This is a genomic window from Desulfobacter curvatus DSM 3379, from assembly GCF_000373985.1.
Taxonomy (GTDB): Bacteria; Desulfobacterota; Desulfobacteria; order Desulfobacterales; family Desulfobacteraceae; genus Desulfobacter; species Desulfobacter curvatus.
This window is the reverse complement of the sequence record NZ_KB892946.1, coordinates 48,560-71,422: the sequence shown is the minus strand read 5'-3', so window position 1 is coordinate 71,422 and position 22,863 is coordinate 48,560. Positions and strand designations below refer to the sequence as shown.

At 51.4% G+C, this 22,863-nt stretch carries 19 protein-coding genes; 4 read left to right on the top strand and 15 right to left on the bottom strand.

Annotation, left to right across the window (positions count from 1 at the left end; genetic code table 11):
* Positions 1-8: 8 nt before the first annotated feature.
* Entirely contained in the window at positions 9-3,782 is a 3,774-nt protein-coding gene (locus B147_RS27485; protein ID WP_083927814.1) for a two-component regulator propeller domain-containing protein, read from the top strand.
* On the opposite strand, the gene B147_RS0105285 is transcribed toward B147_RS27485, so the two are convergent.
* A complete protein-coding gene (locus B147_RS0105285) occupies positions 3,779-4,129 on the bottom strand; it encodes a HigA family addiction module antitoxin (RefSeq protein WP_281167871.1) in 351 nt (116 codons plus the stop codon). The two genes, B147_RS27485 and B147_RS0105285, sit on opposite strands and share 4 nt — an antisense overlap.
* A complete protein-coding gene (locus tag B147_RS27480; RefSeq protein WP_020586199.1) occupies positions 4,101-4,394 on the bottom strand; it encodes a type II toxin-antitoxin system RelE/ParE family toxin in 294 nt (97 codons plus the stop codon). Before B147_RS27480 ends, B147_RS0105285 begins: the two co-directional genes overlap by 29 nt.
* A 92-nt stretch (positions 4,395-4,486) precedes the next feature.
* Here B147_RS27480 and B147_RS31650 point away from each other — a divergent pair, with 92 nt between their 5' ends.
* Entirely contained in the window at positions 4,487-4,756 is a 270-nt protein-coding gene (locus tag B147_RS31650) for a hypothetical protein (protein ID WP_157237786.1), read from the top strand.
* Here the strand turns inward: B147_RS31650 and B147_RS0105275 are convergent.
* The 13 genes from B147_RS0105275 to B147_RS0105215 all read right to left on the bottom strand — a co-directional run bounded on the left by B147_RS0105275 (position 4,686) and on the right by B147_RS0105215 (position 18,833).
* Entirely contained in the window at positions 4,686-6,068 is a 1,383-nt protein-coding gene (locus tag B147_RS0105275) for a tetratricopeptide repeat protein (RefSeq protein WP_020586197.1), read from the bottom strand. The genes B147_RS31650 and B147_RS0105275 overlap by 71 nt on opposite strands.
* A complete protein-coding gene (locus B147_RS0105270; protein WP_020586196.1) occupies positions 6,068-6,787 on the bottom strand; it encodes an energy transducer TonB in 720 nt (239 codons plus the stop codon). Before B147_RS0105270 ends, B147_RS0105275 begins: the two co-directional genes overlap by 1 nt.
* Entirely contained in the window at positions 6,788-7,207 is a 420-nt protein-coding gene (locus B147_RS0105265; RefSeq protein ID WP_020586195.1) for an ExbD/TolR family protein, read from the bottom strand.
* A complete protein-coding gene (locus B147_RS0105260) occupies positions 7,201-7,824 on the bottom strand; it encodes a MotA/TolQ/ExbB proton channel family protein (RefSeq protein WP_020586194.1) in 624 nt (207 codons plus the stop codon). The genes B147_RS0105265 and B147_RS0105260 overlap by 7 nt, the downstream gene beginning before the upstream one ends.
* A 12-nt stretch (positions 7,825-7,836) precedes the next feature.
* Positions 7,837-9,357: a MotA/TolQ/ExbB proton channel family protein gene (locus tag B147_RS0105255; RefSeq protein ID WP_020586193.1), complete on the bottom strand. Its 1,521-nt coding sequence runs from the start codon at positions 9,355-9,357 to the stop codon at positions 7,837-7,839.
* Positions 9,354-10,187, bottom strand: a complete 834-nt coding sequence (locus tag B147_RS0105250; RefSeq protein ID WP_020586192.1) for a DUF3450 domain-containing protein — start codon at positions 10,185-10,187, stop codon at positions 9,354-9,356. Before B147_RS0105250 ends, B147_RS0105255 begins: the two co-directional genes overlap by 4 nt.
* Before the next feature lie 47 nt (positions 10,188-10,234).
* Positions 10,235-10,864 carry a class I SAM-dependent methyltransferase gene (locus B147_RS0105245; protein ID WP_033396936.1) on the bottom strand — a complete coding sequence of 210 codons (630 nt, stop codon included), beginning with the start codon at positions 10,862-10,864 and terminating at the stop codon, positions 10,235-10,237.
* 17 nt (positions 10,865-10,881) lie between these two features.
* Positions 10,882-12,672, bottom strand: a complete 1,791-nt coding sequence (locus B147_RS0105240; protein ID WP_020586190.1) for a radical SAM protein — start codon at positions 12,670-12,672, stop codon at positions 10,882-10,884.
* Positions 12,673-12,793: 121 nt separating this feature from the next.
* Positions 12,794-14,905, bottom strand: coding sequence for a TonB-dependent receptor plug domain-containing protein (locus B147_RS0105235; protein WP_211216913.1), 2,112 nt, complete (start codon positions 14,903-14,905; stop codon positions 12,794-12,796).
* 52 nt (positions 14,906-14,957) lie between these two features.
* Positions 14,958-16,016: an ABC transporter substrate-binding protein gene (locus B147_RS0105230; protein ID WP_026259523.1), complete on the bottom strand. Its 1,059-nt coding sequence runs from the start codon at positions 16,014-16,016 to the stop codon at positions 14,958-14,960.
* A 29-nt stretch (positions 16,017-16,045) separates the two neighbouring features.
* The gene (locus tag B147_RS0105225; protein WP_020586187.1) at positions 16,046-16,846 is read right to left on the bottom strand and encodes an ABC transporter ATP-binding protein; all 801 of its coding nucleotides are present in this window, start codon (positions 16,844-16,846) and stop codon (positions 16,046-16,048) included.
* On the bottom strand, positions 16,843-17,973 hold the full coding sequence (locus B147_RS0105220; RefSeq protein ID WP_020586186.1) for a FecCD family ABC transporter permease: 1,131 nt from the start codon (positions 17,971-17,973) through the stop codon (positions 16,843-16,845). The genes B147_RS0105225 and B147_RS0105220 overlap by 4 nt, the downstream gene beginning before the upstream one ends.
* Positions 17,970-18,833 (bottom strand): SPFH domain-containing protein, encoded by an 864-nt coding sequence (locus B147_RS0105215; protein ID WP_020586185.1) that lies wholly within the window; start codon positions 18,831-18,833, stop codon positions 17,970-17,972. Before B147_RS0105215 ends, B147_RS0105220 begins: the two co-directional genes overlap by 4 nt.
* Positions 18,834-19,165: 332 nt before the next feature.
* Between B147_RS0105215 and B147_RS0105205 the strand changes: the two genes are divergently transcribed.
* Positions 19,166-21,553: a type I restriction-modification system subunit M gene (locus B147_RS0105205; protein WP_020586183.1), complete on the top strand. Its 2,388-nt coding sequence runs from the start codon at positions 19,166-19,168 to the stop codon at positions 21,551-21,553.
* Entirely contained in the window at positions 21,546-22,856 is a 1,311-nt protein-coding gene (locus tag B147_RS0105200; RefSeq protein WP_020586182.1) for a restriction endonuclease subunit S, read from the top strand. Before B147_RS0105205 ends, B147_RS0105200 begins: the two co-directional genes overlap by 8 nt.
* Positions 22,857-22,863 lie beyond the last annotated feature (7 nt).

Sequence of the window (22,863 nt, the reverse complement as noted above, 5' to 3'; positions counted from 1 at the left end):
CGGGAAAAATGCGTTGTATAAATATCTGCCAGGGGCTGTTTGTGTGTATCTGTCTTATGTTGACGGCAAGGGCGCTTGCATCGGCCGAATTTAGCGTTCAGCACACCTTCAATACCGGTGCTTATAACAGCTGCCTTATCCAGGACAGGGACGGGCTTATCTGGGTGAGCTGTTCCAATGGTATTGTCCGATATGACGGTTACGACATAAAATTCATTAAATCCGGAGAAGGCCTGCTTTCCTCGGCCATTGCATCCTGCATATTTGAAGATGACCAGGGACTTTTGTGGATTGCCACATCGGCAGGATTGAACCGGTTCGATAAAAAAACCAACACCTTTACTGTTTATAAAAATGATCCTGCCGATCCTTACAGTATCAGCAGCGGCCAGTTCAACTGGGCGCCCAGGACCATTGCCCAGGACAGGGACGGGGGCATGTGGTTCGGCACCCAGGCCGGGGTCAACCGCCTGGATAAAGCAACCGGGCGTTTCACCCGGTTTCGCCACGTCCCGGGAGATGCCGACAGCCTGAGCCACGATTCCGTCTGGACCGTGGTTGCAGGTAAAGACGGCGTGATCTGGATCGGCACCGAGTCCGGGCTGGACGCTTTTTCTCCTGAAACCAAACAGGTGACCCGGTTTACCCATGATCCGGATTGCCCCTCAAGCATAGGCCGTGGCCGGATATATGCGGTGCTGGAAGATGAATGGCCCTTTGTCTGGGTGGGCACAAGCCTTGGGGGACTGAACCGCCTGAACCGGGAGACCGGCCGGTTTCTGCGATTTGAACACAGTCCAGGTAGCGCCGGCAGCCTGAGCCACAACGCAATTTTAACCATCACCAAAGACCGCAGTGGCCTGCTCTGGCTCGGACGGCCCTATGACGTGGCCGCAGGCCTTGAGCGCTTTGACCCGAAAACTTTAAAATTTACAGTGCACAAGCACGTTGAAGACGATGCCCAAAGCATCTTCGGTGATATCATCATGGGATGTTACCAGGACCGGTCAGGCATCATGTGGATCATTGAAAACACCGGCGGCATAGACAAATGGGACCCCCACTGGAAGCCGTTTGAGCAGTACTGCCACAGAGAAGGCGACAATACCGGCCCAAGTTCAAACGTCATCACCACCATTGCAGAATCACATGACGGCAGCCTTTGGATGGGAACCCAGCTTGGGGGCTTGAACCGGCTTGACAGAAAAACAGGACGGTTCAGGGTCTACCGCAAAAACAGGCAAAAGCCTTTTGGTATTAGCCACGATTATGTTTTCTCTGTACTTGAGGATCAGGACAACAATCTGTGGATCTCAATGAACAATGGAGTGATCGGATTATTTAACCCCGATTCCGCCAGGCTTGAAAAGCAGTTTATCAACCCCTATACCAACGGAGTGGCCAGGGGGATGATCCAGGACCGGCACAGCCCGGACATCCTCTGGTTCGGTACCGAAGGAGACGGGATGTTCAGGCTGAACAAACACAGCGGCAAATTCACCCGGTTTACCCATGATCCCGGAAACGAAAACAGCCTGGCCAACAATATGGTGCCGCGGTTGTTCCAGGAGGCGGACGGCATCTTGTGGGTGGCAACCCTGGGCGGCGGCCTGGACCGGTTTGTTCCCGGCACTGGAATTTTTGTCCACCATCGCAAGGACGAAAAAAATCCCTGGTCCATCAGTGGCGACATGGTGACGGACTGCCACCGGGACAGCCAAGGCCGGCTCTGGGTCGCCACGGGCGATGGCGGATTAAACCGCCTTGATCCCACGTCCGGCAGGTTCACCCATTATGGAGCAAGTCAAGGATTTGAAACCCAAACCATCCGGGCCATTTTGGAAGATAATTCTGAAAATCTTTGGCTGAGCACTGATTCAGGGCTGCTTCGCTTCAGCCTCACATCAGAACAGGTGACCGGCAGGTTTACAGACCAGGACGGTCTCCTGGGAAACAATTTCAGCCTGTTCGCTACCAGTGCCACCAAAACCCGGGATGGAAAACTCTGGTTTGCAAGCCTTGAAGGCGTGATCAGCTTTTTTCCCGATCAGATAAAAAACAACCCCTATATCCCCCCTGTTGTCCTGACGGCCTTTGATGTATCCGGCAAAAGCCTCTCTATCCGGGCCTGTCCGGAAACCATCGAACAGGTCCACCTGGACTGGAGAAACAATTCCTTTGAATTCGAGTTCGCTGCCCTGAATTATACCCAACCTTTGAAAAATAAGTATGCCTATATCCTGGAGGGATTTGACAGCGAATGGAACCAAAGCGGTACCCGGCGCTACGGCAGTTACACCAATCTGCCTTGTGGCAGCTATACCTTAAGGTTGGCCGGATCGAATAATGACGGGGTCTGGAACAAAAATCAGACCCGGATTGAAGTCCATGTACAGCGCCCTCCCTGGAAAACCCCACTGGCATACGGCCTTTACGGCGCCCTGGTTTTGGCACTCTGCTTGTGGGGACGAAATCTGACAGCCAAAAGTATAAAAAAAAGGCTGGCAGCCAAAGAAGCGGAACTGAGAAAAGAGAAAAAGATTAATGACCAGCTCAAAGCCATCGACAAGATAAACTCCGATCTGCTTGAAAAAAAAGCGCTTGTTGAAAACAGGCTGAGAAACAACAAGGTAAAACTTGAAAATATGGTCAGGGAACGCACGGCAGAACTGGAGTCCGAAAAAGAAAAAGCAGAAGCTGCAAGCCGCGCAAAAAGCGAATTTTTAGCCAATATGAGCCATGAAATCAGGACCCCGTTGAACCTGATCCTCGGGTACGCGGAAATGATTGAAAAGCAGTGCAGGGACGATGCGATAATTGGGGATATTTCCACCATCCGCTCTGCAGGCGCCACCCTTTTGACCCTGCTCAACGATATTCTGGATCTGTCCAAGGCGGAATCAGGCAAGTTCACCGTGGCGTATGCCCCCTTCAATCTTGACAGCCTGCTTGACGAGATCGGGCAGATTTTCTCCATTACCGCCGAGAACAAGGGCGTGGCATTTCATCTTGAAAAAAGCGGCACCCTGCCGGCCACCATCATTCTGGACAAGACACGGCTGCGCCAGATCCTTATGAACATCGTGGGCAATGCAGTTAAATTTACCAATGAAGGGGATGTGAAACTCCGTGCGGATTTTCATCAATATGACCGGGGACATTTGTTTTCTAAATTATTATTCTATGTGGAGGATACAGGCATCGGTATTGACCCGGACCAGGAGGGGTTGATTTTCGAACCCTTCAGCCAGCAAAAAGGGCAGGATTTCAACACCTACGGGGGTACCGGTATCGGACTGTCCATATCCAAAAAACTGGTTTCGGCCATGGGGGGCGTCATTACCCTGGAAAGCACCCCCGGCCTGGGCAGCAAGTTTATAATATCCATTCCCAATGTAAACATCCTTGATGTGCCCAAACGCCGCACACCTGACTTAGCCAAGAAAGCGACTGAACGGGAACCGGAGGCTGCCCGGCCGGAACCGGATCTTTCCCCGGAAATCCTTGCAGCCCTGCCCGATTTGCTGGCCCACCTGAAAAATGAGTTGACGCCCAGATGGAAAGAACTTCGCAACGGCCTGGTAATCAGCAGAGTTGAAGGGTTTTCCAGGGATGCGGCCGATCTGGGCTCCCAATACCAGTATGATCCACTAACACTGTGGGCCCAACAGTTGCAGACACTTACCCGGGAGTTCGATATGACCAGTCTGCCGGACACACTGGCGCAATTTCTCGGTATCATTTCCGAACTTGCAGACCGGATTAATAAAGTCGGTAATTAAGCACCTTGTCTTGAAAGGGGTTGGAGTCTTTGAATTTCAATAGCTTTGGGACTATTCATCGCATGCCATAGATCCCAGTCTTGCTGTAGTCCAAGCCAGAAGTCCGCCGGCATCCCTAATACACGAGCCAACCTAAGTGCTGTATCAGGAGTCACTGACCTACGCCGCTTAATAATTTCGTTCAAACGAGGATAGGAAACCCCAAGTTTTTGTGCGAGTTCGGTCTGGGTAAGATTGAGGGGTTTAACAAATTCTTCCAAAAGCATTTCTCCGGGATGTGTTGGAGGACGATTTGTTGGAAGTCTCCTTGATGTTTTATTAGTGGTAGTCTGTAATTTCGACTTCATATGCATGCCCTTCCTCCCAAATAAAACAAACACGGTATTGTTGGTTTATTCGGATGCTAAATTGATTTTCACGATCGCCTTTTAATTGTTCGAGATGGTTTCCTGGCGGAACTTGAAGTTCGGTTACATCTTGTACTCGATTTATTTGGTCCAACTTTCGAACTGCAACCGGCCAAATGGATTGCGGACAGATTTTTCTTGCAGCTTTAGAACTAATTCCGTCAAAAATATCCTCCGTACTTTTATTCTTAAAAGACCGTATCATGGATTATATTATAATGGCACCCGTTATACTTGTCAATTATGTCGGTATGTCAGGAATTAATCATCCCGGATATTCAGACGCAGGTGGAGCAGGTGAAAAAACTGCATACGAAATTCATTGAAGACGGATATAATGGCGTGTTTATGTTTGATGCCATGGAAAGGAAAGCAAAATATGCAACCAAAGAATTCAACCGGCAGTGGCTGTTCCAGGCAAAGGAGATGACTTTTGTTCCTGACACCGGAGAGAGAAGCTTGTGTCACCTCCATGACCGGCATATCCAAAAAACCATCAAATTTCTTCTGCGGCCTGCATTGCCCGAATCTGTTCCAGAGCAGCTAATGCCGCCAATTTTACCTTAGGACATTTGCAGGCAAGGGAAAAGGCTTGTTTTGCTTTTTGGGGGTTGTCGCTGCTCAGGGCGGCGTAGCCTGCCATGAGCCAGGACCGCCCCGGGGAGCGTCCGCGATCGGCCAGTTCCTTATAGGCGATATATGCGGCGTTGTATTGTTTTTCCCTGAACAGCAGGTCCGCCTTAAAGGCCAGAAGCCGTGCACCGCAACCCCGGGCAAGGCCTCTATCCGCCCATTTGATTGCGGCCTGGTAATCCCTGCCCTGCTGGTAGGCCCTGGCAATGGCAAGGATACGGTCCGTCATCTTTTTTCTTCCCATACCGGAAAAGCCGCCCGGGCTTTTTTGAATTCTTTCCAGCCAATCTTCATAAACCCTGGCCGCTTCCAATGGGATGTTGCACCCGGCATAGAGATCTGCCAGCAATTTTGTTTCAGATGTGGTCAACGGTGTCGTGAAACTGTATATCATAAATGCTTCAAGCCCTTTTTCAAGGCGGTTCTTATTTAAATGGATGTTGGCCAGGGTCCGCCACCACTTCGGCTCTTCAGGTTCCTGCCGGGTCAGAGTGCAGGCATAGGCTACGGCCTGTTTATCCATGCCAAGCTCCATGTACTGGTACAGCAACACCTCCTGCCAGGTCCGCTTTTTATCTGCCTTGGATTTCGCAGCCAGTTCTTTAAGATATGGCAGGGCCCGGCGATTTTTTTTAAGGGAAAAAAGAATATTGACCAGGACCTCTTTTCGGTCGAGGGTCACTTCGGAAGGATGATTTTTCATCAGCCTGTTAAAGGCATTCAGGGCATTTTGATAATCAGCGTTAAAATAATAACATACTGCGGCCTGATAAAGATACGCCCCTTTTTTTTCCGGGGCAGTATCATACCCCCGGATAAAGGCTTGGGCTGCCTTGTCCATCTGTTTAAGGGTGTACCGGCTCTGGCCCAGGTTCAGCCATCCCTGGTAAAATCCGTCATATTTTTTAACAGCCCGCTCATAGGCAGATGCGGCTTTCTTCACATAGCCTGCACCTTGTTTTTCCATCATCATGCAGCAGTTGCCCAGAAGAAAATCAAGGTAATAATGGGAATACCCCTTTTTGCATGCCGTATCAGGATCAACGGTTTTTGCTTTGGCCTGGAAGGACTCAATCTCTTGGACCGCTTTGGTATAGCTTTTTTTTTCCATAAGCCCTGCAGCCTTGTTTGCACACATGCCTGCGGCGACAGGAAGGGGATCGCCTTCCTGGCCGGCCGCCAACAATGCACAGGGAGAAAGAACCATGAAAACAGAAACAAGGCTAGCCCACAATAATCTGGCCATCACTCCTCCATTTTAAACCGGATGGTAGTCATAACACGCACCTCCACGGCGCTGCCGTCCACGGTTCCCGGCTTGAACCGGTACTGGGATACGGACCGGGTTACACTGGATTCAAACACCCCCTTGGGCTCAGCCGCCACCACCTTAATATCGCGTACCCGGCCCTCGCGGGTGACAATAAATTCCACTTTGACCCAGCCTTCAATGCCAAGCCTGCGGGCCCGCATGGGATAGGACGCCGGCAACCGGACCAGTGTCTGCAGGGGGTAATCCAGCTCTGACGTAGAAAACAGACCCGAAGGCATTTCTGCTGTCATGGAAAAATTTGATAACGGGCCCAGGGCAATGCTGTTGGGCAGATTGGGCAGGTTAGGGTTTAATTCCACAGACAGATTCGGCCTGACAATGGTGGGTCTTTGAATTTGTTCCTGTACAATTTTTGTGGCTGACACCATCGTCTTGGGCGGTTCCGGTGGTTCAGGACGCTCCTTTTTGCGCGGCGGTGTTTCCGGGCGCTTGATCCGGACAACCTGGATGGCCTGGATGAGTTCCGCGTCATCCGGTGCATCAGGCACGCTTTGGATAAAGGTCGGCAAAATCCCGAAGATAAAGAGATTAAGCCCCAGGGCCAGAACAATGGCCGCTATCCAAATCAGAACCGCACCCAAACAAAATCTGCTGGACTTTTCCCGGTATGCAATCTGAGCAGTACCAGCCATTTATCCACCTTCGGGCAAACTTGCGGCAAGGGCCACATTTTCAGCCCCGGCCAGTTTACAAGCATCCATAACCGAGATCACAAGACCGGTTCTGCTGTCCCTGTCCGCCACAATCACCACGCCGGATTCGGGATTTTCAGCCATGGCCCGTTCAACCCCCGAGCGTACGGCCCGGACATCAATTTCCCTGCGGTCCAGGTGAATGGTATTGTCCCGGGTAATGCCGATGAGAATGGTGGATTTATTTTTTGCCACAGCCGTACTGGCCGTGGGCCGAGAGATGTCCACCCCGGTCTCCTTGACAAAGGAGGTGGTGACCAGGAAAAAAATCAAAAGGATGAACACCATATCGATCAGGGGCGCAATATTCAGTTCAAGGCTCTTTTTTGCCGCCCGCCTGGATGCGGATATATTCAGCATGAAACACTCCTGTTGTGAATAACGGGTTTAAGATACATGGCCGTGGAGGCGATGCGGTGCTTGAGGTTTGAAGCGCGCCGGTTGAGCCAGCCGCTCATATAAAGTCCGGGTATGGAGATCATAAGACCGGTCTGGGTGGTCACCAGGGCCACGGAGATCCCCGAGGCCATGGCCCGGACATTGCCCGTGCCGAATACGGTGATTACATCAAAGGTCTCCATCATCCCCACCACTGTGCCCAATAGCCCCATGAGCGGTGCCACGGCAGACAGCACACCGATCAAGGCCAGATACTGGTCCAAAGAGGCGGTTAGCGCCATAACCGTTTCATCAAGAATATGTTCGTCCAAATCCGGGTCCGGCACCGGGCTGCGCCGGGATAAAAATTCCTTGACCAGATAGGCGTTGGCACCCTTATACCTCTCCTCGGGCCACTGGTTGTCCCTGACCAGCTCCCCGGCCATGGCCCTGGGCATGTTTTTTACATACAGGCAATGCAAAAAAAACAGGCGGTTGAATATCAGTATCCACATCACAAGGGAAACGCACAAAATGGGCACCATCACCACCCCGCCGGAATGGATATAAGCGGTCATCTGGTAAAAAAACTCGTCCATCCGGATTGTTCCTTAGTTTTGCCCTCTGGCGGTTGTGCCGGCAATCGCGGCGGGCCGGCATTCGTTCCTTGCCTTGAACACCATGTTGACAAAGGCCACAGACTTTTCCTCCATGGTGCTGATCTGGGTTTCCACGCGCCGGGATAAAAGCGTGTGGAACAGCATAATGGGAATGGCCACGGTCAATCCGAGCATGGTGGTGACCAGGGCCTCGGAAATGCCGCCGGACATCATTCTGGGGTCCCCGGTCCCGTGATAGGTGATCACATGAAAGGTATTAATCATGCCGGTCACTGTTCCCAAAAGCCCCATGAGCGGAGCAATGGCGGCCAGCATGCCCAGGGTGGATAAAAACCGCTCAATGGATGGGATCTGCGCCAGAATCGCTTCCTGGAGCACGTTTTCCATATCCGTTCGGCTCTGCTGTCGCACAGGTAGCGCCTTGAGCAGAACCTGGGGAATAAATCCCCGGCTGTTAGCCTGCATCAAATCCCGGCATGCCTGCCAGTTTTCGGATTCAAGCAAAGAGGAAAGTTTCGCCATAAACGGCGCGATGCTGATTTGATGCCGCCAAAAGAAAACCGCACGCTCCACCAGGATGAGAACGGCAAGTCCCAGCAGGGCCAGGATGGGCCAGACAAGGGGACCGCCCTTGGGTATCTGATCCATCAGGTTCAACTCATGGGTAAACCGCCGAAGGGCACCGCCTTTGGAGATATCCACGGGCACACATTCGCTTTGGCCGGCAAGATAGGTATCGATCTGGTCCGCAATTTTTTTTGAGGGCAGCTTGGACAGGGCAAAAAACCGGCTGCTTTGATCCGAATAGAGCAGGAAACCGGTTTCGGATTCCTTTCCTGCGTCATCATTGAGCACATAAAAGGAAGTAAAATTGCCGATACTCAAAATCCGGGCGGTTCTGTCCTTTCCCTGGCGGTCCACCACCATGCCCTGGCGCAGGGACACCTCACCCGAAGCCAGGATTTCGTCAAACAGGATATCGGACATCCGGCGGATATCATCCATGGACCAGAACCGCTCCTGATTGACCAGGGGGTTAAGAAAACTGTTCCGGTCTTTGTCAAAGGCGCTTTGGGGGCTTTGAACCAAAAGGCTGTTTAGATCTTTGGCAGCGGTTCTGACAAAGCCTGCCAGCTCCTTGTTCACCATTCTGGATTCTTCAAGACTGCTCTGCAATTTTGCCTGTTCGTCGGCCAGGACCTGAATTCTTTTCTTGAGCCCCTCATTGGCGGTTTGAATGCTTCTGTTTTTGGCTTTCAATGTTGCAATGGCCGAAATCAGGGCATTTTTGTCCTTTTTTATGGTTAAGGCATTTTCCCGGGCCTCGGCCTTGGCTGCCGCAAGTTCTTTTGCCGCTTCAGCAGCCATGTCCCGGCGTTTTTGTTCAAGAATCTCATAGGATTTGCGAATATCCGCGGCCAGGACTTCCGGTGCAGGAACGAGGCAGACAATAGCTATGGACAAAATCAGGCAGCTCAACAAAGGGATGGACAAGTATTTCATTGGTATCATTTCTGATCCCCCCTTTCCGGGGAAATAGCCCCTAAAGGCAGGGTCACCACCTCCATGGGCCGGTGTTTGGCCGCCATTTCCACCACCGCCTCAATGGCCGACACACGGGTTTTATCCAGGGTGTGCCATTGATTTTTTGCCACGTCAAAAATTCCTGCGCTTTCCCTGTCCAGGGCCAGAAAAAATAATGCCACCCTGCCCATGCGGAAAATGTCTGCAAGCACTTGTGTGCCGTCCACAACAATTTTTTCCCGGTACACCTCAACCGTGTTGCCGTACTCGGCTTCCACAAACAGGGCTTCCATCATTTTTCTGTATTTTTCAGCAATGGTGATTTCCGGATCATCCAGGATCACGGCCAACCGGGCCAACCGGTCCTTACGTTCCTGGGATAAAAACGGGGCATCGGCTGCCACAAGGGACTTCAGGCGTCCAAGAGTGTCCCCTAAAAACGGCGCAAGTTCCGTTCTGATCCGCCGGCACTCCTCTTTTTCCCGGTTAAGGTCCTGATTTGATTTTTCCAGATCACCGGCCCTTTGGGTCAAATTCTTGTTGGCAAAGGCAAGCTGTTCATTTTCCGCTTTAAGGCGGTCATATTCCTCTGCAAGTTTCTGGCGTTGGGCGTCCCATTTTTCCCGGGCCGCCTGGGTGGCCTGGCGGGTATCCACTGCCTTGTCAACCGGGGCTTCAATATCCTTTGACACAGACACCTGGGCATGGGTTGCAGATCCAATCCATGCCGAAAAAAATATGAGCAGACAGACCATGACTGCACACTTCACCCAGGTTCCGCCATGATCCTGGGAAACCTGATTCTTTTCACTTCCCATTATTCTCCATTTCCTAACGCTGAACAGCCCACCCGGAGGGCAATATTTTATTTCCATAACCGTATCCATCGGCCATCCGCTTCTATGGGCGCCGAAAACCGGGGGATTCCCACATCCTTTAAAATTTGATCAAAATCACGGCGCTTCATTATATTCCAGGGATCGTCCGGACCACCGGGCCGCCGTCTTTTACCATCCGGTCCGCAAAACCCGTCCTTTTTCATATTCCTTTCAAACGCCTTACGCATCTCAGGGGTTCCCCTGCCGCCGCCCACAAATGCTTTTCCATTGGGTGCCAGCAACCGGTAAATTTCCGACAATGCTTTGCCCGGATCTTTCCAGAACGGAATGGACCCGCGGCTGATCACAAGATCCATGCATCCGTCCGGCAAAGGGATCTCGTGGACATCGGCGTGCAGGGTTTTGGCCCTGTTTTCAAGGCCGTCTTCAACGATATGGGCGTCTGCCTTTTCAAGCATTTCAGCCGAGGTATCCAGAAAGGTAAATTCAAGATCAGTGATGCAGGCAAGGGCCAGGCCAAGATATCCGCCGCCGCATCCGGCATCAAGGCAGCGGCCGGACATCACACCGGTTTCATCTTTTATTTTTTTTGCGTAGTATTCATACAAAGGGGCGTTTTTACCCCTGGCTGAGTGGTCATATTTTGAAACATCCATCTTTTTCTCCATCATATTTATTCCCAACGCCATTCCTTGTCCGGCTTGCTGAACGACCGGTTCACATGGGGCAATGAAAATTCCATCTGATAAAATCTGCGGTAAAAGCGTTTTGCCTCTTCCATGACATCAAAATCAAATATTTGCGGGTGCAGCACATTGGCCATGTACATCAATCCGAGAATCCAACGGGGACTGCCGAAATCCCATCCCGGGGAGGGGGGCGTATAAATCTGCTGATTTTTCACTGCATTGACCTGAATGTCCGATTCCAGGCACTCCTGGTAAAAATCCGTCACTGAGTTGGAAATAAACGCTGAAATAAAAATGACATCGGGATTAAGCGCGATCAATTTTTCCTTGGTAAGATTTCTGCCGGGCCGCCCGACGGAGTCCATGGATTTGTTCACACTGATCCCTCCGGCTGTTTCCACCAGCCGGTTTTCCAATCTTCCGTGATTTATATAAAAAAGCGGCTTTGCCATGGTGTAGTAGACCCGCGGAAAATGGGTGACCGATGCAACGCCGGCATTGATATATGTCAGTTTCTCTTCAAGGTAGGCGGCCAGTTCTTCTGCGGCCTCGGATGCTTCGGCAATTTTGCCGAAACGGCGGACCGTTTCAATATAGGTCAGGGGGGTCTGAATACCATGATGCAATTGTTTTAAGCCCCCCTTTTCAAGAAGCGATTCCCACGCTTTTGCCAATTTTCTTTTTTCATGCACGCCCATGGCGATCAACATGGCTTCCACAATTTCCAAGGCACGGGTAAACGGATATCCGCCTTCAAAGTCACCTTCCTGAAAGGCCAATTCCGACGCTGTACCAATCATGTTCAGATCATACCGGCATTGGGGGCACTGGCCATCGTTCTCGGATGCCGGGGGCACCTCATAGGGTTTCGCGCCCATGGGGCCGTAAAAATTGCGTTTGTAGACCGTAAGATTGCATCGGGGGCAGGCGGTATGAAGCAGTTCGGTACCGGGGGTATTAAACAGGTAGACAAAGGAAAGTATTTTGCGAAGCGCTGTGCAGAACTCTTCGGCCTCACGTACCGTTGGTTCCTGTGAGATATCTGCGTTTTCAAAGGGGATAAACCGCATCACCTGCAACGGGATGGACGGGGATATCTGTGAAATAAACATGGCCAGGTCTGTCAGTTCTTCGGCATTGTCTTTCATCAGGATGGCCGAGATTTCAACATGGACCCCTGAAGAGACCAGAGACCGGATGTTCCGCAGGACCGGCGCGATCCCGGATGAGGCCCCACATCTATAATAGGCGTTGTCAAAAAAACCTTTCATGCCGATGTTGATGAAATTCAAATAAGGTGTGATCTGATCCAGGGTTTTTTCAGTAAAATAGGTATTTGACGAACAGCCCACCCGGAGTCCTTTGGAACGTGCAAGTTTTGCCACACTCAGAAATGTCGGAAAAGAAGCCAAAGGGTCGTTCATTAAAAACGCGATCCCCATGCACTCTTCCTGTATCGCTTTTTCAACGATCTGTCCCGGCGTCAGGGTTTGAAACACCCGGCTGTCCCGGGGCATCTCCCGGACAATGACGGTGGAAATACAGCCCGGGCAATTGAAATTGCAGCCGGTGGTACTGATCTGGAGGAACTTTCCCCCGGGAAAATAGTGCAAAATGGGCATGGTTTCAATGGAGATGGGGCAGGCAACCAGGTATTGGTCGGCGAACCGTTCTTCAATGTGTCCGTGTTTTTGCTCATACATGCCGCACACGCCGGTTTTCCCTTCTGCCAGAATGCAGCCCTGTTCACAGATATGACAATTCAAATTTGCCACGATGTTTTGTCCTTATTCTTTGATATGACGATTCCAACGCCGGGTCCATACAAATGCGGTCGTCCCGGTATACCGCTAAATATGGCCGAACCAACCGGCGTTGGATCATCATAGCTGTATTTTAAAATGAAAAAGAGACTTCCATGCCAAGGGTCCGTCCGCGGTCCGGGTAGTATCCGGTCACGTATCGTGTGGAATAATTTTCGTCTCCCAGGTTCCGGCCGAAAATGGCCACGTTCATGAGCATATTGCCCAGGATAAAATCCCGGGAAATGTTGGCATCCACCCGGGTATATCCACCCAACCCACCGGTTGTTACGTCGCTCCTGGCACTGCGGGTACTGGTCCATTCATCCACCTGCTTAACGGACAGGTTGAACCGGTAGGCATTCCAGTGGTGTGTCAGGGTCAATCCGAAAATATTCTCAGGTGAATAGAGACCGATCTCATCGGTTGTCACGCCGTCGCTGGTGCTCTCGTTTTTGAGCATATAGGTCCAGCTGGCCTTGTAAAAAGTGTTTTGTAAGATACATCCCTGAACAGCCAACTCTATCCCCTGCCGTAATGTGTCGGACTCGGTGTAATAGTAATAGGTGCCGGTATCCGTTTCATAGGTGGCGGAGGTGGCGCTTTTTTCATTTTCCGTATCAACGTGAAACCAGGTCAGGGTCGGGTTGAAAAATGAAGCGATCTTTACGCCTAAGCCGATTTCAATGCGTTCCTGCTTTTCTGCCTGGGGCGTTGCATCGTCTTCCAGCCGCATGTCAAAATCCCCAGAGGTTCCCTGATCCCCGTAAAAATACCGGCCGTCCAGGGTCACCCGGTCCGTCACCTTCCAATGGGCACCCAAAGCAAGCACCTTTGCCGGGGCCATATCCACATCATTGTTGGCATCATCGCTGGCCAGGCTTTCGCTCCTGGCCGCACTGGAATTGTCGATATGTTTTTCATCCCAGCGGCCGCCAAGATCCAGGATCAACTTGTTTTTGAAAAGAGACTGCTCCACCGAGGCCGAAAAACCTGTGACAGTTGTATCATACCTGTTGTAGCCTTTGCTGAGATTGGGTCCGTATCCCGTGCTGTTGGACATCTGAATCCCGGCCTGAATCAGGGTGCCGCCGAACCGGGCATTGTGCCGCAGACCGAATCCGGATGTCTCCTCGGTGTACTCTTCTTTTTCCGTAACAGTTGAAGAATCAAAGTATCCGTTATACTCATGCTGCTCATAGTCGGTTTTGAACACGTTAAAAAGCGTTACTTGATTTGGGGTCCATTGAAGGCTCCCGTCCGTTGACAATACCCTGACTTTCAGGGGATCATAGTACCATTTGGCATCGTCCAGGCTTCCGTCCTCCAGGACACCACGCTGCATCTCGAACCGTCCGGTGTCCTGGTACACCATCATGTTGAGGCTGAATTTCCCTGTGGTGAATCCGGCATTGGCCATCCCCCCATAGGACTCCTGTCCGTCAAACCAGGTGTCCTGGCTTGACCGGTCCATTTTAGAACCCAGAACGCCGACATATGCCTCGGTGCCGGCTTCGTTCTTCATGCGGGTACCTACATACAGATCTGCAGAATAGCCGGCCGGATGGCCGCCAATGGCCTTTTCAATGGATGCGCGCAAGGTACCTTCGGTTTTTTCCGGCTGCCGGGTCCGGATAATGATAAAACCGGTGTTGATACCTGATCCCGAGCTGGATGCGCCAATGGGGATGGTAGGCCCCAGGGTGAGGGAGGTGGCCCCCCTGACAACCTTCAGCTCTTCAATGGACGCCACCGGAAACTTGTAAAGAATCCGGTTGACCGACGGCGGCAGCACCGCACCGTCGATGATGTAGGTAAAACTTCCGCCGCCTCGCTGGCGGATAAAATATGGGCTCTTCCGGCCCTGGTATGTGATATCGATCCCTGCAGCTTTGTCAATCAGATCGTTCAGGTCCTTTGGCTTAAAATTTTTAATGTCCTCCTGGGTGAATACCTCCGTGGCAAACTCGGTACTGGCTTCGGTCCGGTAGGGATTGGTCAAACTGTCGGGTTGAAGATCATGACGGGTTGACCGTTTTGATCCTGTCACGGTGAGGGGTGCCAGTTCCTGGACCTCTGTTTCCGTCTCCTTATTTTCATCACTGGTTTCAGCACCCATTGCATGGGATGTGTTTAAAATCAGGGCCATCATCAGACATCCCACAAGAAAAATAATTTTTTTTAGTGTCATTTCGCTATAGCACATCGATCTTCTCATCTCCCTTTCTTCATTTTCTTTTGGCAACGGTGTTGCCTGGTCAGCTCCTTATCAGCGAGAGTAGTTCAGCTTCAGTTAGGTCATAGTGGTAAAACAGGGAGAAAAAGGTCTTCACCCTTGTTTTGGCCCACTTTTCCGGAAAAATTTCCGGATAAAGAACATGGGCTGTCCAAGGGATGCCCACGATGCGGTTGACCCCGGGCGGACGGTCAAACCAGTTAAACGGCATCCGGGGGGCGCAATGAATTTGGTGATTTTGGACTGCGGGCACCTTTTTCCATGTCCCGTCTTCATAGGCATGCCGGACAAATTCCGGGCTTGTGGTGATGATGATTCCAGGATGCCACATCAATACCGATTCCATGGTCACCTGGGTCATGCCGCGGCCGGATGCGATTTTACATTGGGCAACGTTGATGCCGCCGCACACCTCAATCAGCTGGGAATGACAGGAACCGGCTGGATCGGTGGCCAACCCGTTTTCCTTTTCAGCATAATAGACCCGCGCCCGTTTTCCGTCGGCAATCCCTGAAACCTTTTGCTGCACCTCTTGCAGGAGATCCTCGTAAAAGTCCGCCAAGGCCCGGCCCCGCTCAGGTACACCAAGCACCTCCCCCATGAACCGCAGGGTCCCTGCATATCCCACCGCGTTTCTGGCATTGTCCACGCAGACCACGGGGATGGTACCGAATTTTTCCTGGACCAAATCCACCCGTGACGGATCAAAGCCGGTCTCGTGCAGCTCGAACACCAGGTCCGGATGCTGGGCAATATACGCTTCATAGTTGGTTACCTGCCGCCCCCAGCTCAGCACCGGGATATGCCGGTATTTTTCCGGGATATACTTTTGGGCCTGCCCGGCAGGGGAGAAAAACCATCCGCCCAGCTTTTCAGGTGCAATCATATAGACAAATGTTGCCGGCGGCGGAGATGTGGTCAGCACTTTGGTTATGTTTGCCGGTATGTTGACCTTCCGGCCGGCCATATCCGTTATCTCCCGGTATGACCCGGCAACCGGGTCGGCACTTCTGACACCTGACGTGAAAAGAGCTGTCAGCATCACTATGCTGATAAAAACAGTTAATTTTCGAATCATCATATCCTTCCTTTCACCTTTGATCTTCTTAATCATCCCATCCTGCTGCGGCCGTCAGCCAAAACCCGTGACAGCGGGATCACAAACGGCGAATCCCCGATGCGTTTCACCGTGGCCTTTATGCCATAGACCGCCTCAAGGTTTTCCGGGATCAGCACGTCATCCGGTACACCGTTGGCCAGAATTTTTCCTTTTTTCATCATCAGCATCCTGTCGGAATACCGGGCCGCCATGTTCAGATCGTGGATGGCGATAATGGCTGTGAGCCGTTGCTTACGGACAAGGGTTCGCAGGATCTCCATCACATCGATCTGGTGCCAGATATCCAGATTGCTGGTGGGTTCATCAAGGAGCAGTATCCCGGTGTCCTGGGCCAGGGCCCGTGCAATCAGCACCTTCTGCTGCTGGCCGCCGGACAGCTCACTGAAAAACGCTAACGCCAGCTCCTCAATGCCCAGCAGCCGGAGGACTTCCCATACTTTGCCTTCATCCTGCTCGTTGGCCTTCCATCCCAGGTGGGGCCTGCGTCCCATCAGCACCACGTCAAAGACCGTATGGGTAAACACCCGGAGCGAATTCTGGGGAACATAGGCAACCCGGCGCGCGGCCTGCTTCCGGTTCATTTTCAAAAGGTTTTTACGGTCCACCAGCACATCACCGGAACGGGGTTCAAGAATCCGGTCGATGCATTTGATCAGGGTTGATTTGCCCGAACCGTTCGGACCGACAATGCTGACGATCCGGCCGTCCCCGATGGTCATGGAAAAGTCGCGCAGCACATCAATGCCGGTATAGCCAAAGGTCAAATTATTCACTGTGAGCTTATTGATCATGCCCAAAACTCCCGGCGTTTGCCCTTGATGATGAGATAGAGAAACAAGGGAATGCCCAGCATGGACATGATGATGCCCACCGGAATAACAACGCCGCCCAGGATATTCATGGACACGGCATTGGCAATCAAAAGCAAAGCTCCGCCAATGCCGCCGGATGCCGGAATCAGAAACCGGTGATCATTGCCGATGATGATCCGCGCCATGTGGGGTGCCACAAGCCCCACAAATCCGATAACGCCCGTAAAGGCCACAATGGCAGCAACCATCAGGCTTGCCACCACCATGACAGCCATGCGGACCGCGTTGGCATCCACCCCCATGCTCTTGGCGCAGTCATCGCCCGTGGTCATCAGGTTCATATCCCAGGCTTTGCGATAAAGGAACGGCAGGCAGACCAGACAGATGGCACCCAAAAAACACAGGCTGTGCCAGTTGAGATCCGAAAGAGATCCCATGCCCCAGTAGGACATGATGGTCCGCTGCTCATCGTCGGCAATGTAGGTAAACAATTGGTTGGCGGCCTGGAACAGATAGTTGACGGCAATGCCGGCAAGGATCAGGGTTTCGGACGTGGCCCCCCTCAGGGCAGAAAGGGCGATGATGAATCCCGAGCAAAGGGCTGCGCAAATAAAGGCATTCCCCACCAAAAAATAGGGTCCGTCCAGGAAGGTGATACCGAAAACTGCGGCCAAAGAGACACCGAAATGGGCGCCGGAAGAGATCCCTAAGGTAAAGGGGCTTGCCATGGGATTTTTTAAAACCGCCTGCATCACGCACCCGCAGATGCCTAACCCAACACCGCAAATCACGGTGCCTGTGATCAGCGGCATGCGGATGTGCCAGACCACATGGGCGATCATGGGATCAATATCAAACCCGCTTGGGATCAGCCGGTCGAACAGGGTGAGACAAACCTGACGGACAGTCATGGGCACCTGTCCCAGAGTGATGATGAGACTTGCCGAAATGATCAGCAGCAAGAGCAGGGCGCCCAGGAAAAAAAACTTGCCCTGGACGGAACCGGCGTGGGCCTGCTGCGCTGGCGTCATTTTTCCGGTACGGGTTCTTCTCCCGGAGATCCGCCAGGATAGCGCCGGAGTGGCCCGTATTAGCGCCTGTCTCATCTGTCAATGGCCTTTGCACATCCGATCATGGCCCCGGTGGCATCTGTTGTGCCGGTAACCACGATCAGGTTGCGTTCCTTGGCAATTTCAGACAGGGTCTGGAACTCCCGGAGCTTGAGAGCGGCCGGGGTAGTTTCATAGGCCTTGGCTGCTTCGCTCATCCGCTGGGATGCCTGGCATTCGCCGTCCGCGAGGATGACCCGGGCCCGTCTTTCCCGCTCAGCCTCGGCCTGGCGTGCCATGGCCCGGAGCATGTTTTCAGGCAGGGCAATATCGCGAATGGTGACAATGTCCACATGGACACCCCAGGGCGCAGTTACGGTTTCAAGCAGGGCTTGAATTTTCTGGTTAAGCACCTCCCTGTCCGAAAGGATTGAATCCAGTTCGTTCTGCCCTAAAACATCCCGAAGCATGGTCTGGGCAATGAGTGCCGTGGCCCCTTCATAGTCTTCAACCTCCACCACCGCCTGGGCCGGATCATTGACGTGGTAATAAATCACGGCATCCACATCCACGCTGATATTGTCCCGGGTGATGATGGTCTGTTTGGGCACGTCAAGCTGACGGGTTCTCAGGTCCACCCGGACGATTTGATCCACCACCGGAATGATCCAGAACAGCCCCGCGCCTTTCACACCCTTCAGGCGCCCAAATCTGAAGATCACAGACCGGACATATTGACGGTTGATTCTGATGGACCCCAGAAGAAACACAGCGATAAGCAAAATAAATCCAATTTTCCACAAAGCGATCATCACCATATCCCTCCCCACCGGACCTTTGGGGTTCAGTGCCACATTTGGGCTGACCTGATTTGCCATGGTGTCCACGGAATCTGTTGCGTTCAGCCCTAATTGCATCTTTAAACGTCATATGTAGTTTTAAACCTTCAAAGCTGTTCAACTACAATACGGCTCAAGGCCCCGTCAACATTTTTTTTCAGAGACTCCGCCAAAGCCCAGGCAGATTAAAAAATTAATTTTTTTAACTAGTTGGCAAAATTAGAAAATTTTAAACGGTCCATACCCATTCGAAGAAAGAAAAAAAATGGAATTAATATCCATAGAAAACGGGTAAAATTAAGCCTTGTCCGAATAGACAGGCCAATGATAAATGTTAGCCGGGAATCGGTTGCCGATTATATGCATTCCGGCCTAAACTATGTTTTTACGGCCCACCTGGAGCAAAGCAAATGAATCACGCTGTACACAACAAAATTGTATCCTTTATCTGGTCCATTGCTGATGACTGCTTAAGGGACATTTATGTCCGGGGAAAATACCGGGATGTTATTTTGCCCATGGTGGTGCTGCGCCGTTTGGACAGCCTGCTGGAACCCTCCAAGGAAGCCGTACTCAAGGAAGTGGACTTTCAGAAAACCCAACTGGGGCTGGTGGAGCTGGACGGCAAGGGCCTTGAAGACGCCGCAGGTTTTGTCTTTTACAACACCAGCAAATGGACCCTGAAAAAACTGTACACCGTGGCCGGCAACAACCAGCAGGTTTTAAAAGCCAATGTGGAGGAGTATCTTTCGGGATTTTCCGCCAACGTCAGGGAGATCATAGAAAAATTCAACCTCAAGGCCCAGATCCGCCATATGGCGGCCAAGGACGTGCTGCTGGACGTCCTGGAAAAATTCACCTCGCCTTATCTGAACCTCACCCCCCAGGAAAAGCCGGACCCGGATGGCAACCCCATGCCGCCGTTGAGCAACCTGGGCATGGGGTATGTGTTTGAAGAGCTGATCCGCAAATTCAACGAAGAAAACAATGAAGAGGCGGGCGAGCATTTTACGCCCAGGGAAGTGATTGAGCTGATGACCCGGCTGGTTTTTGAACCGGTAAAGGACCGGATGCCGCCGGTGATCACCATCTATGACCCGGCCTGTGGGTCCGGCGGAATGTTAACGGAATCCCAGGCGTTTATTAAAAGGGAAACCGGGCGGCAGGCCGACGACGGATATATTTACCTGTACGGCAAAGAGATCAATGACGAAACCTATGCCATCTGCAAATCAGACATGATGATCAAGGGAAATGACCCGGGCTTTATCCGTCCCAACTCCACCCTTTCCACGGATGAATTTTCAGGGACGCGCTTTGATTTCATGCTCTCCAACCCGCCCTACGGGAAAAGCTGGGCCAGTGAGCAGAAATTTATCAAGGACGGGGCCACTGTCATTGATCCCCGGTTCAAGGTGACCCTGAACAACTATTGGGGCGAGTCCATGGAGGTGGACGCCGCACCCCGGTCCAGTGACGGCCAGCTGCTGTTCCTCATGGAGATGGTCAGCAAAATGAAGGCACCGGACCAGAACGTGTTCGGGTCGCGCATCGCCTCGGTTCACAACGGCTCTTCCCTGTTCACCGGAGATGCGGGAAGCGGCGAGAGCAATATCCGCCGCCACATCATTGAAAACGATCTGCTGGAAGCCATTATCCAATTGCCCAATAACCTGTTTTACAACACCGGCATCACCACCTATATCTGGCTTTTGTCCAACAACAAATGCGATGCCAAAAAAGGAAAAGTCCTGCTCGTTGACGCATCCAGGTGTTTTCGAAAGTTGAGAAAAAACCTGGGGAACAAAAACTGCGAGTTCTCAGGCGATCATATCCGGGAAATTGCCGGGGCCTGTGTCAAGATGCAGCCCATTGAGCCGGTACAGGATGAAAACGGCGAGGACACCGGCATTGCGGCCAAGGTATTTGAAAACAGCGACTTTGGATATTATAAGGTCGCCGTTGAGCGGCCGGACAGGAGATCGGCGCAGTTTACGGAAGAACGCATTGCGCCCCTGCGTTTTGACAAGGCCTTTGCCGTTCCCATGGCGTGGATATACGACCAGTGGGGGGATGACGTTTATACCAAAGGGTTTCTTACCGATCATGAAAAGAAGATCCTGGCCTTTTGCCAAGACAACGGCATTGCATTAAACACAAAGAGCCGTAAAAAGCTGTTCAGCCTGGCTGTCTGGAAAAAGCATAAAGCCCTGGTGGACGCGGCCCAAACGCTCATGGCGGCCATGGACCAAGATGAATCCAAGGATTTCAACCAATTTAAGTCCCGGGTGGATACCACCCTGAAGACCTTGAACCTGAAATTGTCGGCCCCGGAGAAAAAGGCCGTTTTAAAAGCCGTGTCCAGGTACGATAAAACCGCCAGGCGGGTGGTCAAAAAAAAGGTCAAGCTGTCGGGAGACAAGCTTGAAACCCTGCTGGATCACCTGGGATGCCGACAAGCCGACCTGCCGGACTTCGGCTTTTATCCCGTAGCGGACAAGAAGGGAGAATACCGGACCTTTGAACCCTGCCCGGATCTCCGGGACCATGAGTCCGTGCCCCTGCAAGGGGATATCCATAAATTTTTCAAGGCGGAAGTCCTGCCCCATGTGCCCGAAGCCTGGATCAATCTGGATTCGGTGAAGATCGGCTATGAGATCAGTTTCAATAAATATTTCTACCGCCATAAGCCCCTGCGGAGCATGGAAGCGGTGGCCCAAGACATCCTGGACCTGGAAAGCCGGGCCGAGGGGTTGATTGCCGACATTCTGGGCCTTGACGGGATGAACCATGACTGAACTTTTGCCCGTGATGCCGAGATATGAGGCTTATAAGGATTCCGGAGTGGCGTGGATTGGGGAAATTCCGGAAGATTGGATAGTTAATAGATTTAAATTCCTTGTGTCAATTAAAACTGGAGAAAAAAATACGGAAGATAAGGAAACTAATGGCTTATATCCTTTTTATGTAAGGTCACAAATCCCAGAAACCATCAATTCATATTCTTATGATGGCGAAGCAATTTTGACTGCCGGAGACGGTGCAGGTGTAGGGAAAGTTTATCACTATGTAAATGGGAAATTTGATTACCATCAACGCGTTTACAAATTCAGTGATTTTAAAAACGTGATTGGAAAATATCTTTATAGATATGTCAGCAATAGTTTTTTTAATGTAGCCATACTGGGCACCGCTAAATCAACAGTGGATAGTCTTCGGTTACCATTAATCCAAAATTTTTTGATTTGTTACCCAACAGATAAAAATAAACAAATCGCAATCGCAAATTTCCTCGACTGCAAAACCGCAAAAATCGACCAGGCCGTTGCCATCAAGGAGAAGCAGATCCGGCTTCTCAAAGAGCGCAAGCAGATCTTAATTCAGAATGCGGTAACAAAAGGCCTTGATCCCAATGTTCCCATGGCCGATTCAGGTGTGGAATGGATTGGGCAGATACCGGCGCATTGGAAAGTGAAAAGGCTTAGGTTTATTGGCAAAACTCAAAATGGCATAAGTGCCGGAGCTGATTACTTTGGTTCTGGTTATCCATTTGTTAGTTACAGTGATGTTTATAATAACCGAGAATTACCTCGTTCGGTCAAAGGACTCGCAAAATCTTCAATTAATGATCAAATCCATTATTCAGTTGAACAGGGGGACGTCCTGTTTACCAGGACATCAGAAACCATTGAGGAAATTGGCTTTAGTTCTGCCTGTATGGAAACCATTCCTAACTCAACATTTGCAGGTTTTTTAATTAGATTTCGCCCAAAACCTGAAATTTTAGAACCAGGATATTCAAAATATTATTTTTGTGCGAATATGCACAGGGCGTATTTTGTTGGAAAAATGAATATCGTCATTCGCGCGTCATTAAGCCAGGAATTATTAAAAAACTTACCGGTTTTATTGCCGCCTAAAAAAGAACAGAAATCTATTTATACCCACATCCAGACCCAATCCACAAAAATAGACCGGACCATAGCCATACAGGAGCAAATGATCGAAAAGCTCAAAGAGTACAAGGCCACCCTGATCAACGCTGCTGTGACCGGGAAAATCAAGGTGCCGGACCCGGCAGAGAATAAGGTGGTGGCATGACGGCAAA

Bases quoted from the DNA above. Each gene is read 5' to 3' on its own strand.
- B147_RS27485 (WP_083927814.1), top strand. From the start codon at position 9: ATGCGTTGTATAAATATCTGCCAGGGGCTGTTTGTGTGTATCTGTCTT.
- B147_RS0105285 (WP_281167871.1), bottom strand. From the start codon at position 4,129: ATGAAGTCGAAATTACAGACTACCACTAATAAAACATCAAGGAGACTT.
- B147_RS27480 (WP_020586199.1), bottom strand. From the start codon at position 4,394: ATGATACGGTCTTTTAAGAATAAAAGTACGGAGGATATTTTTGACGGA.
- B147_RS0105275 (WP_020586197.1), bottom strand. From the start codon at position 6,068: ATGGCCAGATTATTGTGGGCTAGCCTTGTTTCTGTTTTCATGGTTCTT.
- B147_RS0105270 (WP_020586196.1), bottom strand. From the start codon at position 6,787: ATGGCTGGTACTGCTCAGATTGCATACCGGGAAAAGTCCAGCAGATTT.
- B147_RS0105265 (WP_020586195.1), bottom strand. From the start codon at position 7,207: ATGCTGAATATATCCGCATCCAGGCGGGCGGCAAAAAAGAGCCTTGAA.
- B147_RS0105260 (WP_020586194.1), bottom strand. From the start codon at position 7,824: ATGGACGAGTTTTTTTACCAGATGACCGCTTATATCCATTCCGGCGGG.
- B147_RS0105255 (WP_020586193.1), bottom strand. From the start codon at position 9,357: ATGATACCAATGAAATACTTGTCCATCCCTTTGTTGAGCTGCCTGATT.
- B147_RS0105250 (WP_020586192.1), bottom strand. From the start codon at position 10,187: ATGGGAAGTGAAAAGAATCAGGTTTCCCAGGATCATGGCGGAACCTGG.
- B147_RS0105245 (WP_033396936.1), bottom strand. From the start codon at position 10,864: ATGGATGTTTCAAAATATGACCACTCAGCCAGGGGTAAAAACGCCCCT.
- B147_RS0105235 (WP_211216913.1), bottom strand. From the start codon at position 14,905: ATGTGCTATAGCGAAATGACACTAAAAAAAATTATTTTTCTTGTGGGA.
- B147_RS0105230 (WP_026259523.1), bottom strand. From the start codon at position 16,016: ATGATGATTCGAAAATTAACTGTTTTTATCAGCATAGTGATGCTGACA.
- B147_RS0105225 (WP_020586187.1), bottom strand. From the start codon at position 16,846: ATGATCAATAAGCTCACAGTGAATAATTTGACCTTTGGCTATACCGGC.
- B147_RS0105220 (WP_020586186.1), bottom strand. From the start codon at position 17,973: ATGAGACAGGCGCTAATACGGGCCACTCCGGCGCTATCCTGGCGGATC.
- B147_RS0105215 (WP_020586185.1), bottom strand. From the start codon at position 18,833: ATGCAATTAGGGCTGAACGCAACAGATTCCGTGGACACCATGGCAAAT.
- B147_RS0105205 (WP_020586183.1), top strand. From the start codon at position 19,166: ATGAATCACGCTGTACACAACAAAATTGTATCCTTTATCTGGTCCATT.
- B147_RS0105200 (WP_020586182.1), top strand. From the start codon at position 21,546: ATGACTGAACTTTTGCCCGTGATGCCGAGATATGAGGCTTATAAGGAT.